Below are 13,948 nucleotides of genomic sequence, written 5' to 3' on the forward strand. Positions count from 1 at the left end.
ATATACGTATTTTATCAATTTACGCAATCGGTTGCGTAAAAAATAAGTTAAATTTCTTTCACGCTGTCATAATGCCCGCCTATAAAAATTCAATTATCTGTTTACCAGATAATTGATAAACTTCAAAATTTACGAATACGATTGATTTTATTTTGTTATTTTAGCATAAAGCTTCTTTAACAAAAAATTTTAATTAAACAGTAAATTTTTCCTAATGCAAAGACATTTATCCACAATCAAGAAACTGGCTTATCCGCTATTCACAGTTTTATTACTTACGGGATGTAAGAATGAAAATAACAATCAGCAGGTTGAAGAAATTAATGAGGAAACCAATGACACCATTCCTGAATTTGCTTCAGAACCACTGGTAAAAGATAATTATACTGCCGATCCCTCTGCACACGTATTCGAAGGCAAAATATATGTTTATCCTTCCCATGACTGGGATTCAGGAATACCTGAAGATGATACGGGTGCTCATTTCAACATGAAAGACTACCACGTTTATTCTATGGATAGTGTAGGTGGCGAAGTTACAGATCACGGTAAAGTGTTAGATGTGGAAGATGTAAAATGGGCTTCCCGACAAATGTGGGCACCAGACGCTGCTGAAAAAGATGGTAAATACTACCTCTATTTCCCTGCAAAAGACGAAAATGACATCTTTAGAATTGGTGTTGCTGTTGGGGATTCCCCTGCCGGCCCGTTTGAACCACAAGATGAACCTATTGCAAACAGCTATAGTATAGATCCTGCAGTTTATAAAGATACTGACGGAGCCTATTATATGTATGTTGGTGGAATTTGGGGAGGACAGCTACAACGCTACCGCAATAATGAATACCAGGGAGAAGAAGATGTGTATCCTGCAGATGACGAACCTGCTCTTATGCCAAAAATTGCCCGTATGAGTGATGATATGCTTGGATTTGCTGAAGAACTACGTGATGTACAGATCCTTGATAAAGAAGGTAACCCACTTACCACAGGTGATAATGAAAGGAGATTCTTTGAAGCAGCATGGGTTCATAAATATAATGACACCTACTATTTCTCCTATTCAACCGGAGACACTCATAACATTGCTTATGCAACAGGAGATAGCCCTTATGGCCCCTTCACTTATCAGGGTGTGGTCCTTGAGCCTGTATTGGGATGGACAAACCACCACTCCATTGTAGAATATAATGGTAAATGGTATTTGTTCTATCACGACAGTTCTCTTTCTGGCGGAAAGACTTACTTAAGAAGTATGAAGGTAGCAGAATTAAAACATAATGAAGATGGAAGCATTGAAACCATCAGCGCTTATGCCAATGAAAATGCAGAGTAACCTTCCAAAAATGGCATTTTTCAGAACTTTTCTTGCGCTGTTAATTTTCAGCAGTTGTTCCATTACAGTTTTTGGGCAGGTAAAATTACCCAGGCTTATTAATGATGGGATGGTTCTTCAGCGAAATAGTGAAGTAAAAATATGGGGATGGGCTTCTAAACAGGAGCCCATTTCAATTTTATTCCTGGGCAAAGAATACGAAACAGTTGCAGATTCCGAAGGGAAATGGTCAATTTCACTAGACGATCTAAAAGCCGGAGGCCCTTTTGAAATGAAAATCAAAGGCAGCAACACAATCCAGCTAAAAGATATTTATATTGGGGATGTATGGCTTGCCTCAGGACAATCAAATATGGAGCTCCCAATGTCTCGCGTTGCACCTTTATACCCAGAGGAAATTGCAACAGCATCCAATGAGGCCATCCGCTATTTTGAAGTCCCTAAAACCTATAATTTCAATGAAGCCAAAGAAGATATTGAAGGTGGGGAATGGATCCCGGTTGCTTCAAACACTATTGAAAAATTATCTGCAGTAGGTTATTTCTTTGCCAAAGACCTTTATGAAGAATATAATGTACCCATTGGCATAATTAACTCGGCACTTGGAGGATCTCCTGCGGAAGCCTGGATAAGTGAAGATGCACTAAAACAATTTCCTGAGCATTACAGGGAAGCTATCAGGTTCCAAAGTGAAGATCTACGAGATAGCATTGCAACTGCCGATCAAACCCGTATAAGAAATTGGTACAGCGAAACCCAAAAGAAGGATGTAGGCCTTAAAGAGAACTGGAAAGCGGCGAATCTCGACGACTCTTCCTGGAAAACTATGGATATTCCCGGTTATTGGGCCGAAACAGATCTTGGGCCAAAAAATGGGGTTGTATGGTTTAGAAAGACAGTTGATCTTAAGGAAGACCAGGCTCAAGGAGCGGCTAAACTCATATTAGGACGTATCGTAGATGCAGATTCAGTATTTGTAAATGGAAAATTTGTGGGCAATACCACCTATCAATATCCACCACGACGTTATGAAATTCCAGAGGGCGTATTAAAAGCCGGAGAGAACACAATTAGCATCCGTATTATAAATGAAGGGGGACGTGGAGGTTTTGTAGAAGAAAAAGAATACAAACTCATTACAGCAGAAGAAGAGATAGACCTTACCGGCACCTGGAAGTTTAAACTTGGGGCTGAAATGCCACGTTTACAAGGGCAAACCTTCATCAGGTGGAAACCTCTTGGGCTGTACAATGCCATGATCAATCCTTTAATTGATTATTCCATAAAAGGGGTGATTTGGTACCAGGGAGAATCCAATGCAGATACCCCGGGAGAATATCAGGCTCTTATGACTACGCTCATTAAAGACTGGAGAAACAAATGGAATGAGCCAGATCTACCTTTCCTTTATGTTCAACTCGCCAACTTCATGGGGACCAAAGATCAACCGGCAGATAGTCAATGGGCGAGATTAAGAGATGCCCAGTTAAAAACCCTGACTGTACCTCACACCGGAATGGCTGTTGCCATAGATGTGGGAGAAGCAAATGACATCCACCCATTAAATAAAAAAGATGTGGGAGAGAGACTGGCAAGAGCGGCAAAAAAGGTGGCTTATGGGGAAGATATAGTTCCTGCAGGTCCTTTATATAAGTCCTTTTCAAAAGAAGGAGATTCTATAGTGATCTCTTTTGAAAATGTAGGAGATGGCCTGGTATCCAAAAATGGCAAATCCCTGTCCTATTTTTCCATTGCCGGAAAAGACCGGGAATTCAAGTGGGCACAGGCTGAAATCAGGGGAGATAAGGTCGTGGTATATCACCCCGAAATTAAAGATCCCGTAGCAGTCCGTTACGCCTGGGCAGATAACCCGGAAGGTGCAAACCTCTACAATAAAGATGGTTTACCTGCATCTCCTTTTAGAACCGATGACTGGGAGTTTGCTCAATAAGTTATAGCAATCCTCAAAATTACAAGACCATCATTAGAGAATCCTGTTTCTCAATGATGGTCTTGTGTTTTAGAAATGAATTAGGCCTGTATTTAAAAGGCAATAAGGTCGGATTTGCTCCCTATGAAATACAACTTTAGGAAAACCCTTTAACTATTTCTGAAGTGGTCCATGAAGTCATCGGGGTGTGCTCCTGTTCGTTCTTCCCGGTCTAAGGCATCTATTTGCCGCATATCTTCTTCAGAAATCTCGAAATCAAAAACATCTGCGTTCTCAAAAATGCGGTTTCTGTGAACACTTTTTGGAATGGTTACCACTCCTTTCTGAAGGTCCCAACGTATAACCAGTTGCGCAACAGTCTTTCCATATTTTTTAGCAAGCTCCTTCAGGAGAGGATTTTTAAAGACTTCTCCTCTCATTAAAGGCGACCAGGCTTCATATTGGATTTGGCTCCGTTTGCAAAAATCGATCAATGACTGCTGTACCAGCCTGGGGTGGAATTCATTTTGCAGAACCATAGGCTTTATGCTGCAATCATTCAAAATGTCCTTCAGTTGATGTTCCAGAAAGTTTGAAACACCTATAGCTTTCACTTTTCCTTCAGAATACAACTTTTCCAGGGCTTTCCAGGTTTCAACATATTTTCCCGGCACCGGCCAGTGTATCAGATAAAGATCAATGTAATCGAGTCCCAGCTTCTCCAGAGATTTGTCAAAAGCTTTAAGCGTTTCTTCAAAACCCTGATCATCATTCCACACCTTGGTGGTGACAAAGATCTCTTCCCGGGGGATTTTCGAACTTTTAATAGCTTCCCCTACCCCACTTTCGTTCTCGTAAAAAGATGCCGTATCTATATGCCTGTACCCGGCGTCTAGCGCATGATGTATAGACTCAATGACTTCCCTGCCTTCTTTGGCTTTATAAACCCCAAGTCCAAGGACCGGCATAGCAACGCCATTGTGTAAGGTGGTAGTTCCGTTAATATTTCCAATATTCATAGTATCTCTTTTACGCCGTAAAATTAATAGTACTCAAAAATGGCATTTTTGGATCTCTTTTCTGAAACTTCTTTCCCTCAATAATTAAATACTTCAAAAAATTTAGCTGAAGATCTATACGCCAGCTTATGCTTTTACTGAAAATCTAAAACTAGTTTTACTGGAATAGATCTCTCCTGGTTCCAGTACTACTGACGGGAAATTCTCCTGGTTTGGGGAATCGGGATAATGTTGTGTTTCAAAGCAAAATCCACTTCTCTTTTCATAAAATCCTTTACCATACTGAAGTGGCAAAGTGCCGTCAAGGAAGTTTCCGGTATAGAGCTGCATTCCGGGTTCGGTAGTGTATACCTTTAACAGCCTTCCCGACTCGGGGTGAAGTGCCGAAGCTGCGAAACACAGTCCGCCCACCGGGTTGTTGATCACCCAGGTATGGTCATAGCCGTTACCTCGTTTCAGTTGCTCATGCGCCGCATTAATTTCCTCCCCAATTGCTTTAGGTTTACTAAAATCAAAAGGGCTTCCTGCCACTGGCGCAATTTCCCCGACAGGAATGAGATTTTCATCTACCGGCACAAAATCATCTGCATTGACTTGAACTTGATGATTCAATATGCTGTTGGTAAAGTCACCAGACAAATTGAAATAGGCGTGCTGGGTAAGGTTCACTATAGTTCTCCTGTCGGTAGTGGCTTTATATTCCACATTTAAAGAATTATCTTCAGTAAGGGTATAGGTCACTTCGGTCTCCAGTCGCCCCGGATATCCCTCTTCCATATGTTCACTAATGTAGGATAGCACCAGGCTATTGGGGTCTAAAAACTCTTTCACCTTCCAAACCACCTTATCAAATCCTTTGTCCCCGCCGTGTAAATGATTTTCTCCATTATTTTGTGCGAGCGTGTATTCCTGCCCGTCAAGGGAGAATTTCCCTTTGGCGATCCTGTTGCCATAACGCCCGATAAGGGCTCCAAAAAAGGGATTTTCTTCCAGGTATTGCTCCAGAGAATCAAAGCCCAAAACCACATCTTCAAAATTGTCGTTTTTATCGGGTACTTTTAAAGAAGTAATACGACCACCATAAGTAATGATCTTCACTTCTATTCCCAGTTCATTTCGAAGGGTAAACTGGTCTACCTGTTCCCCCTGTGCAGTAACCCCGTATTTTTCTCTATGCATTCTTACTCTTGCTTCTTTTGATAAACCTCATCATTTCCTGAATATTTAAACCAGTCGAAAGCAGCCTTATTTTCAGATGCTTCCCCATTGGAAGTAGTGTACATCCCAAGATTAGCACCTACAAATCCGCCTGCCGCTCTGGTACTCAAATATTTTCCCTCCAGTTCGCCGCCAAGGTTTTCCCATTCCGATCCGGTTTTGTAAAAGAACTTGTATAGATCTTCATCAAATTCCACTTTAAAATCGATCTCTTTGGCTGAAGAAGAAAGTTTCTTGCTCGCAAGTAATTCTTCTCCGCCCTTATTTCCTTTATAAAGCTGCACTACAGGGGAATTTCCTTCATAAGATTTAGCTATAAAATAAAAGTGGGATTCATTCTGAAATGCTATCAACCCGGCTTTCTCGTTGGTTTTTTTAGTTTCAAATTCTAATGATACTGCCGCCTCACCAGTTAAATGTTGCTGGCGATGTGATATAAAACTCGGGTTAGAAGTACCCGAAACCGTTTCGGGCCTTGTCTTCATTACCAGGTAACCATCCCGCTCGTTTAAGTCGTACCATTTTTCTTTTGGATTCCGAAGAAATAACCAGTGAAATGCCAGTTCCTTCTCATCAAAATCATTTTTAAACTCAAAATCACCATTCAGCTGAAAAAGATCTTTATTTAAAGTCACGCCTTCAGGAAGCGGATATTCATATTTGATCTCCTCACCTCCCAGGTCAAAAACTGGCCAGTCATTTTCCCATTTTACAGGGGTCATAAAAGTCTCTCTTCCGGTGTTATAATAATCACCTTCATAAGGGCGAACTGCAAGAAAAACTCCATACCAGTCACCATTTGGGTGCTGCACAATATCGGCATGTCCCGCTGAAGTTATTGGATTTGGCCTGTCTGGATCCAGATGTCGCTGCGTAAGGATAGGATTTTCTTTATAAGGAATAAATTCATCGTCAATATTCCTGTTCCTGTAGATCATTTCTGAATGGTTTACCGCAGTACCACCTTCGGCAGTCATTAGGTAATAATAGCCATTCAATTTGTAGATCCTGGGACCTTCAGCCCAAACCGGCTTGGTAGAAATATCGACTCCGCCGTTCACCAGAATCCGATTTTCTCCTACAGTTTTCAGGATTTCTTTATCAAATTCCATCATGCGTATAGTGCGGTGTCCATCGTATAAAAACTCATTATTTGGCGGATCGCTGTTGTAAACTATATAAGATTTTTCTTCGTCAAAGAACAACCCGGGATCGATCCCGAGAACTTCAGGAAGCCACACGGGATCACTCCATGGACCTTCGGGATCTTCGGCAGTCATTACAAAGTTTCCTTTACCGTCCACAACTGTACAGGTGAGGTAAAAGATTCCATTATCATAGCTAATATCGGGTGCGAAAATAGCGCGGGAAGTTCCAAAGCCTTCCAGGTCAATTTGATCTGGCCGGTCAATTACATTGCCTATCTGCTTCCAGTTTACAAGATCTGTACTGTGGAAAACCGGGATTCCCGGGTAAAAAGCGAAGGTGGAATGCACCATGTAGAAATTTCCGTTACCATCATCGGTAATTGCGGGATCGGGATACCAGCCTGCCAGAATTGGATTCTGAAATGTCTCCTGGGCGCCCACCATAAAGAATGAACCTAAAATAAAGAGGCCTGTAAAAAGCCATTTTTGAAACCTTAGTCGAAGAATATTTTTCATGAAGTACAGCGTTATTTCTTTATTTTCTACTAATTACCTTCTCAGAAGCTTTTACAATGGCTTCAGCATTTAACCCGTATTTCTCCAAAAGCTGTTCAGGAGTTCCACTTTCTCCAAAAGTGTCATTAGTTGCCACAAATTCCTGAGGTGCAGGATGATTTTTCACCAAAGTACGGGCAATGCTCTCACCCAGGCCGCCCAGGTAGTTGTGTTCTTCGGCAGTCACTACACATCCTGTTTTTTTCACCGAGGCAAGCACGGCTTCTTCATCAAGAGGTTTTATGGTGTGAATATTTATCACCTCAGCACTTATGCCTTTTTCTGCAAGTTGTTCTGCAGCCTGAATTGCTTCCCAAACCAAATGGCCTGTGGCAATAATGGTTACATCGTTCCCTTCCAGTAAATGGACTGCTTTTCCTATCTGAAACTCTTCATCGGCCGGTGTGAAATTAGCCACTTTTGGCCTTCCGAAGCGTAAATACACAGGGCCCTGGTGCTCTGCAATGGCAAGGGTTGCTGCTTTAGTTTGATTGTAGTCGCAGGTATTGATCACCGTCATTCCCGGAAGCATCTTCATAAGACCAATATCTTCAAGGATCTGGTGAGTAGCCCCATCTTCCCCAAGGGTAACCCCTGAATGCGATGCACAGATTTTCACATTTTTATCTGAATAGGCAACACTTTGTCTTATCTGGTCATAAACCCGTCCTGTGGCAAAGTTGGCAAAGGTTCCGGCAAACGGGATCTTTCCTCCAATGGTAAGACCGGCAGCGATACCAATCATATTGGCCTCGGCAATTCCCACCTGAAAAAAGCGTTCAGGATTCTCGTCTATGAAATCCTGCATTTTTAAAGATCCTACCAAATCTGCACAAAGAGCAACTACATTTGGATTTTTACGTCCCAGTTCAGTGAGCCCATCTCCAAATCCGGAGCGGGTATCTTTTTTTCCTGTATCTGTATATTTTTTCATAAGCCTTCCCCGACCCCTCCAAAGGAGGGGAGATGGGCGTGTATTTAATTAATAATAATTTTCATTTTTTGTTCAAGTAAGCTCCTCCCCATTTGGGATGGTTGGGTGGGGCTAATAATCTCCTAAAGTTTCCGGATTTTGAGCAAGAGCTTTCTCCAATTGCTCATCATTTGGTGCTTTCCCGTGCCACGCATGTGTATGCATCATGAAATCTACACCGTGTCCCATTTCAGAATGCATCAGGATACAAACAGGTTTACCCTTTCCTGTGCGGGCTTTAGCCTCATTTAGACCGTTGATCACCTGCTTTAGATCATTCCCGTTTTCGATTTCAAGTACATCCCATCCAAAGGCCTCAAACTTTGCCCTTAGATTTCCCATAGGCAGAACATTATCTGTACTTCCGTCTATCTGTTGCCCGTTAAGGTCTATTGTAGAAATTAAATTATCCACTTTATTGCCGGCAGCATACATAATAGCTTCCCAGTTTTGGCCTTCCTGCAGTTCTCCATCTCCGTGAAGCGTAAACACTAAATGAGAATCTTTATTTAGCTTTTTTGCCTGCGCAGCACCAATGGCTACAGACATTCCCTGTCCCAATGATCCAGACGCAACTCTAATTCCCGGTAAACCTTCATGAGTTGTAGGATGGCCTTGCAGCCTGGAATTGATAAGCCTGAAGGTATTCAATTCTTCTACAGGAAAGTATCCGCTTCTGGCAAGTACGCTATAGAAAACCGGGGAAATATGCCCATTAGACAGAAAGAAAAGATCCTCTCCAATTCCATCCATATTAAATTCAGGATTGTGTTGCATCACTTCCTGATAAAGTGCAGTAAAAAATTCTGTGCATCCCAATGATCCTCCGGGATGACCAGAATCTACTTTATGTACCTGACGTAAAATATCGCGACGTACCTGTGTCGCAAAGTTTTCAAGTTGTTTTATATCCATAACCGTTTAATTAAAAGATTTTGCATCCTCCAGGAACTTGGCCAGTCCGCTATCGGTAAGAGGGTGTTTTAAAAGTCCGTCTATTGAAGAAAGAGGCCCTGTCATTACATCTGCCCCAATTTTAGCGCAATTAACCACATGCATGGTATGTCTTATGGAAGCCGCAAGGATTTGTGTTTCAAATCCATAATTATCATAGATCTGACGAATTTCTGCAATTAACTGCAGCCCATCGGTAGAAATATCATCGAGCCTTCCCAAAAATGGTGATACATAGGTTGCTCCTGCTTTTGCAGCCAGTAAAGCCTGCCCTGCTGAAAAAACTAAGGTGCAGTTAGTGCGTATTCCTTTATCTGAAAAATATTTGATTGCCTTAATGCCCTCTTTGATCATAGGGACTTTCACAACGATTTGGGGATGCAATTCTGCCAGTTTTTCCCCTTCCTTTACAATTTCGTCAAAGGTGGTGGCGATAACTTCTGCAGAAACATCACCATCTACGATTTCGCAAATATCTACATAGTGTTTCAGAATATTATCTCTTCCTCTTATGCCCTCTTTAGCCATTAAAGAAGGATTTGTGGTTACTCCATCCAGAACTCCCAGTTCCTGTGCCTCCCTTATCTGATCGAGGTTGGCAGTGTCAATAAAAAATTTCATATCTAAGTTTTCTTAAAATTCAAAATCAATGATAACCTACTTGTTGTCATTTTTACTATAAGGCAATATAAAAAAATTTAATGACATTTATGATCTCTTTAGGAAAAGATTCCTGAGAGAATATGTAAGTCTGCAAACTTCAATTTCTCAGAAAGAAAGATCTTCAAATATGGATTGTTATTCGTTCTGCATGAAAATCTATGTCAATTATTCCGGTTACTTCAGAAACAACGGGGACAAAAAAAAAGGCTGCCCGAAATGGGCAGCCCTGGTAAGCTTTTCTAAACTCTGCTTATTAATCTAACTTTCTAAAGTTTCCTTCGGCATCAAATTCTACTTCTGTACCATCAGAAAGTTCGATTTCCTGCTCATTGTCATCTTTTTCCCAACCTACTACCTGGGCATTTGCATGATTAGCACTTAGATAAGTTACAATCTTGGCAGGCAACGCAGAAGCAGGAATAGCCTCTCGATTTGCACTGTCGATTTCAACAATATTTCCGTTTTCATCAAAATCCAGTTTTAGGCCATTAGAAAGCACTACTTCATACTTGTCATCTTCCCATATTTGCCAGTTACTGTTCTCATCAACTTTCACCACAGAAACTGAGGAAAAATGCTGATTGACATAGTCTTGTGCAGTACCGGGCAGGTTTCCTGTATTTGACTGGGCATACATTCCAATTGAGAATAGCGCGCAAAACGCTGATACAACTACTTTTTTCATAACTTGTTTTTTTAATTTGACACAAAACAAGTACCTAAAACTGGAAGAAATTAGGAAAGACTAATTTTCGTAATCCTAAATCTTTCCCAATTTCATGGCTACTTTTGAAACTATGAAGATCCTGATTATAGAAGACGAAAAAGATATGAGGCAGAATATGCAGGCCACTCTTGAGAAAGAAAATTTTCTCGTTGAGCCTGTAGCTACTTATAAGGAAGCTATGTCTAAAATAGGAGTTTACGATTACGATTGTATTCTCCTTGACATTGGTCTGCCCGATGGTAACGGCCTTGAAATCCTCAAAACCCTCAAAGAAAAAGGTTATAGTGATTCGGTCATTATTGTTTCGGCTAAAGATTCTATAGATGATAAAGTGCATGGTCTCGAACTGGGGGCCGATGATTACCTGCCCAAACCTTTTCACATGGCCGAGCTCAATGCCAGGGTCAAAGCTGTGCTGCGACGGCGAAAAATGGAAGGTAACAACCTGCTTGAAATTGCCAACGTTACCATAAACATCAATAACCACCAGGTGAGCGTTGATGGAGAAAGCCTGGAATTAAACAGAAAAGAGTTTGATGTGCTGTTCTATCTTTGCACCAACCAAAACCGACTGGTAAGCAAATCGGCTCTGGCCGAGCACGTTTGGGGCGATTATATTGACCAGACCGATAATTTTGACTTTATCTATTCCCAAATCAAAAATCTGCGGAAGAAGCTATGTGACAAAAATGCCGAAATTGAGATCAAAGCAGTCTACGGAATAGGTTATAAGCTCCTGGTTCCATGAAACTGCTCAACTACACCACCACCTACTTTGCCGTTATCCTCATTTTTTTGCTGGGGCTGTGGGCCCTAATTTTTTATTTTGAAATACTTGACGAGATCTACGACAGCATGGATGACGGGCTCGACAATCAAAAAATGCTGATAATAAGGCAGGCTAAAGAAGACCCTTCCATACTTTCAAAAAATGCTTTTGAAGATGGAAATTATATCATCACCTCCACCACACCTCAACACAGCCGCAGTTTTACTGATGCATACCGCGACACGCTCATGTTCATGGAAAATGAAGACGAATATGAACCTGTACGGCTTTTAGAAAGTGTTTTTCAGCAGAACGGGCAATACTACAAAATCAAGGTAGTCACTTCGATGGTCGAAGAAGATGACCTTCGGAAAGAGCTGTTCTTTTCTTTGATCTGGCTCTACCTGGGCTTGATCCTCACCATTCTTGTGCTGAATAATGTACTTCAGAAGAAAGCCTGGAAGCCATTTTACAAGCTGCTCCACCAACTTGAAAAATTCAGCATAGAAAAAGACAGCAAGATCAAATTTGAAACCACTAAAATTGAAGAATTCAAGTTACTCAATGAAAGAGTAGATCGACTTCTGAAAAAATCTGTAGAAAGTTACAAGAGTCAGAAAGAATTTATTGAAAATGCCTCGCATGAGTTGCAAACGCCATTGGCTATAAGCATCAATAAGCTCGAATTAATGGCCGAAAATGCCAATCTGCCTCCTGCACAAATGGAAGAACTGGGAACTGTGCTACACAGCCTGGAAAGGCTTACCCGCCTCAACAGGTCGTTGTTATTACTTTCGCGGATTGAAAACAGACAGTTTGAAGCCAAAGAAAACATCGCCTGGAATGACCTGGTAAAACAAATTATAACAGAATTTGAAGATTTTGCAGAACACCAGCAAGTAAAAATATCCTTGACTGAAGAAGCTCATATTGAACACACCGGAAATAAAGACCTGGCCGGAATCCTGGTTTCAAACCTCCTCAAAAATTCCATTTTTCACACCCCTTCCGGAACTGCAGTTGAAGTAAAGATCTCTGCAAAAGGAATAAAATTTATAAATCCGGGGAGCGCTCCTCTCGAAAAGAGCAAGATCTTCAGCAGGTTTAAAGGAGGTGAAAAAGAAGACTCCACCGGACTCGGCCTGGCAATTTCAAAAGCTATAGTCGAAAAAATGAACATGGATCTTACCTATAACTATACCTCTCAAAACCACATTTTTACCATAATCTTTTAAAGTTCCCAATTCTTTCCAGTTTCCTTCCTCAATTTAGTTGAAAAGAATAAAAGTGAATCTAAGAAGTCTCTTCTTACTACTGTTGAGCATTTTTTTGCTGTCATGCGACAACGACGACTATCCGTATGCGAAAGTGCCGTCGGTAGTTCGCAATGCATTCTGGACCCAGTACCCTGATGCTGCAGATGCAAAATTCATCCAGCTGGATGAAAATTATGAGGTAGAATTTGAAATAGATGAAGAGGAGGGATCAGCGGTGGTTAATCCCTCGGGCAATATTGTTAAAGAGAAAAGAGAGATTGAATGGAAAGACCTTCCCGCTGGGGTGCAAAAAACCCTGAGAAAGACCTATGGACAAAAGAAAATAGAAGATCCCGAACTGGTAAAAATTGGCGAAGAAATTCACTACCAGGTAGAAGTGAGCAGGTTTTTTATAGATGAAGAGATTGTGCTCACCGCTGCGGGTAAAATAGATACTAACCTGAATTACTGGAAATAAAAAAAGTCATGAAAAAGATCATTTTTGGAATACTGGTACTGGCCGTTGCGGGCGTTGGTTATTTCTCTTTTAAAGAAAAACCTTCGGGAGAATACAATGAAGAAAATTACAAAATACTTCAGAAGTGGGAGCTGCCCGAAGTTCTCAATGAAATTTCAGGCATAGCATGGATTGGAAATAACCGTGTAGCCTGTGTGCAGGATGAAGATGGTATTATCTTCATTTATAATCTTAAAACTTCAGAAATAGAAGGGCAAACCTCATTTGGCAATGGTGGGGATTATGAGGGTATAGCCGTGGTCAAAGACGACGCTTATGTACTGCGAAGTGACGGGGTGCTTTTTGAAGTCAAAGATTTTACAGGAAAAAATCCGCAGGTGCAGAAGCATGTGACCGAAGCCAATAATTTCAGCAAAATTAACCTGGAAGGTTTGTGTGCCGATCCCGAAAATAATCGCCTTCTACTGGCCGTAAAAGAAGGTAAAGACTTTGATGAACAAAAAGGTGTTTACGTGTTCGACCTGCACAAAAAAGATTCAGGTAAAGATCCGTTATTTATGCTTCAGCTTTCAGATCCTGTTTTTAAGACGGTAAAGACAAAGCTGAAGGAAAAATTCTCACCAGGAGAGATTGGGCTACACCCCAAAACGGGCGAATATTATATTCTTGACGGCACCAGGCCCAAGCTTCTAATCACCGAAAAAAACGGTACTCCAAAAAAACTGTTCATGTTCCAGCCACGGGATTTCGGCAATCCTGAAGGGCTGACATTTAGTTCCGACGGAGATCTTTATATCTCAAATGAAGCGGAAGATGCTCCTGCCAATATTCTTCAAATTTCCCTTAACCACAAAAACAAATAATAGACTAATGGTAACCTTCCTGTAAAACAGGACGACCAGAGTCTTTAATGAAATAAGCC

13 protein-coding genes are annotated in these 13,948 nt (G+C 41.2%); 6 read left to right on the forward strand and 7 right to left on the reverse strand.

The window, feature by feature from the left end; all coding sequences use genetic code 11:
• The first annotated feature begins 214 nt into the window (after window positions 1-214).
• Together VS868_RS03490 and VS868_RS03495 are read left to right on the forward strand one after the other, a co-directional pair.
• Complete coding sequence (locus tag VS868_RS03490) at window positions 215-1,336, forward strand: glycoside hydrolase family 43 protein (RefSeq protein WP_266069211.1); 1,122 nt, start codon at window positions 215-217, stop codon at window positions 1,334-1,336.
• Window positions 1,287-3,287 carry a sialate O-acetylesterase gene (locus VS868_RS03495; protein WP_345599212.1) on the forward strand — a complete coding sequence of 667 codons (2,001 nt, stop codon included), beginning with the start codon at window positions 1,287-1,289 and terminating at the stop codon, window positions 3,285-3,287. The genes VS868_RS03490 and VS868_RS03495 overlap by 50 nt, the downstream gene beginning before the upstream one ends.
• A 149-nt stretch (window positions 3,288-3,436) precedes the next feature.
• On the opposite strand, the gene VS868_RS03500 is transcribed toward VS868_RS03495, so the two are convergent.
• The 7 genes from VS868_RS03500 to VS868_RS03530 form a co-directional block, all read right to left on the reverse strand.
• A complete protein-coding gene (locus VS868_RS03500) occupies window positions 3,437-4,285 on the reverse strand; it encodes an aldo/keto reductase (protein WP_345599213.1) in 849 nt (282 codons plus the stop codon).
• 126 nt (window positions 4,286-4,411) lie between these two features.
• The gene (locus VS868_RS03505) at window positions 4,412-5,464 is read right to left on the reverse strand and encodes an aldose epimerase family protein (RefSeq protein WP_345599214.1); all 1,053 of its coding nucleotides are present in this window, start codon (window positions 5,462-5,464) and stop codon (window positions 4,412-4,414) included.
• A gap of 2 nt (window positions 5,465-5,466) precedes the next feature.
• Window positions 5,467-7,167: a glycoside hydrolase family 43 protein gene (locus VS868_RS03510; protein ID WP_345599215.1), complete on the reverse strand. Its 1,701-nt coding sequence runs from the start codon at window positions 7,165-7,167 to the stop codon at window positions 5,467-5,469.
• 19 nt (window positions 7,168-7,186) lie between these two features.
• Window positions 7,187-8,140 (reverse strand): transketolase family protein, encoded by a 954-nt coding sequence (locus tag VS868_RS03515; RefSeq protein ID WP_345599216.1) that lies wholly within the window; start codon window positions 8,138-8,140, stop codon window positions 7,187-7,189.
• Between the two features lie 111 nt (window positions 8,141-8,251).
• Window positions 8,252-9,094 (reverse strand): transketolase, encoded by an 843-nt coding sequence (locus tag VS868_RS03520; protein WP_345599217.1) that lies wholly within the window; start codon window positions 9,092-9,094, stop codon window positions 8,252-8,254.
• A 6-nt stretch (window positions 9,095-9,100) separates the two neighbouring features.
• Window positions 9,101-9,754: a fructose-6-phosphate aldolase gene (gene fsa, locus VS868_RS03525; RefSeq protein WP_345599218.1), complete on the reverse strand. Its 654-nt coding sequence runs from the start codon at window positions 9,752-9,754 to the stop codon at window positions 9,101-9,103.
• 295 nt (window positions 9,755-10,049) lie between these two features.
• Window positions 10,050-10,481 (reverse strand): PepSY-like domain-containing protein, encoded by a 432-nt coding sequence (locus VS868_RS03530; protein ID WP_345599219.1) that lies wholly within the window; start codon window positions 10,479-10,481, stop codon window positions 10,050-10,052.
• Between the two features lie 112 nt (window positions 10,482-10,593).
• On the opposite strand from VS868_RS03530, the gene VS868_RS03535 reads away from it, so the two are divergent.
• From VS868_RS03535 to VS868_RS03550, 4 genes are read left to right on the forward strand one after another with little or no spacing between them, the layout of a single operon-like run.
• Window positions 10,594-11,271, forward strand: a complete 678-nt coding sequence (locus VS868_RS03535; RefSeq protein WP_266069220.1) for a response regulator transcription factor — start codon at window positions 10,594-10,596, stop codon at window positions 11,269-11,271.
• Window positions 11,268-12,527: a HAMP domain-containing sensor histidine kinase gene (locus tag VS868_RS03540; RefSeq protein ID WP_345599220.1), complete on the forward strand. Its 1,260-nt coding sequence runs from the start codon at window positions 11,268-11,270 to the stop codon at window positions 12,525-12,527. The genes VS868_RS03535 and VS868_RS03540 overlap by 4 nt, the downstream gene beginning before the upstream one ends.
• A 52-nt stretch (window positions 12,528-12,579) precedes the next feature.
• The gene (locus tag VS868_RS03545; RefSeq protein ID WP_345599221.1) at window positions 12,580-13,026 is read left to right on the forward strand and encodes a hypothetical protein; all 447 of its coding nucleotides are present in this window, start codon (window positions 12,580-12,582) and stop codon (window positions 13,024-13,026) included.
• Between the two features lie 8 nt (window positions 13,027-13,034).
• Entirely contained in the window at window positions 13,035-13,889 is an 855-nt protein-coding gene (locus VS868_RS03550; RefSeq protein ID WP_345599222.1) for a hypothetical protein, read from the forward strand.
• Window positions 13,890-13,948 lie beyond the last annotated feature (59 nt).

This window comes from Salinimicrobium sp. 3283s, from assembly GCF_039602225.1.
Taxonomy (GTDB): Bacteria; Bacteroidota; Bacteroidia; order Flavobacteriales; family Flavobacteriaceae; genus Salinimicrobium; species Salinimicrobium profundisediminis.

Coding starts and splice junctions, on each gene's coding strand:
- VS868_RS03535 (WP_266069220.1), top strand. CDS start 10,594: ATGAAGATCCTGATTATAGAAGACGAAAAAGATATGAGGCAGAATATG.
- VS868_RS03550 (WP_345599222.1), top strand. CDS start 13,035: ATGAAAAAGATCATTTTTGGAATACTGGTACTGGCCGTTGCGGGCGTT.
- VS868_RS03490 (WP_266069211.1), top strand. CDS start 215: ATGCAAAGACATTTATCCACAATCAAGAAACTGGCTTATCCGCTATTC.
- VS868_RS03505 (WP_345599214.1), bottom strand. CDS start 5,464: ATGCATAGAGAAAAATACGGGGTTACTGCACAGGGGGAACAGGTAGAC.
- VS868_RS03540 (WP_345599220.1), top strand. CDS start 11,268: ATGAAACTGCTCAACTACACCACCACCTACTTTGCCGTTATCCTCATT.
- fsa (WP_345599218.1), bottom strand. CDS start 9,754: ATGAAATTTTTTATTGACACTGCCAACCTCGATCAGATAAGGGAGGCA.
- VS868_RS03500 (WP_345599213.1), bottom strand. CDS start 4,285: ATGAATATTGGAAATATTAACGGAACTACCACCTTACACAATGGCGTT.
- VS868_RS03515 (WP_345599216.1), bottom strand. CDS start 8,140: ATGAAAAAATATACAGATACAGGAAAAAAAGATACCCGCTCCGGATTT.
- VS868_RS03495 (WP_345599212.1), top strand. CDS start 1,287: ATGGAAGCATTGAAACCATCAGCGCTTATGCCAATGAAAATGCAGAGT.
- VS868_RS03520 (WP_345599217.1), bottom strand. CDS start 9,094: ATGGATATAAAACAACTTGAAAACTTTGCGACACAGGTACGTCGCGAT.
- VS868_RS03530 (WP_345599219.1), bottom strand. CDS start 10,481: ATGAAAAAAGTAGTTGTATCAGCGTTTTGCGCGCTATTCTCAATTGGA.
- VS868_RS03510 (WP_345599215.1), bottom strand. CDS start 7,167: ATGAAAAATATTCTTCGACTAAGGTTTCAAAAATGGCTTTTTACAGGC.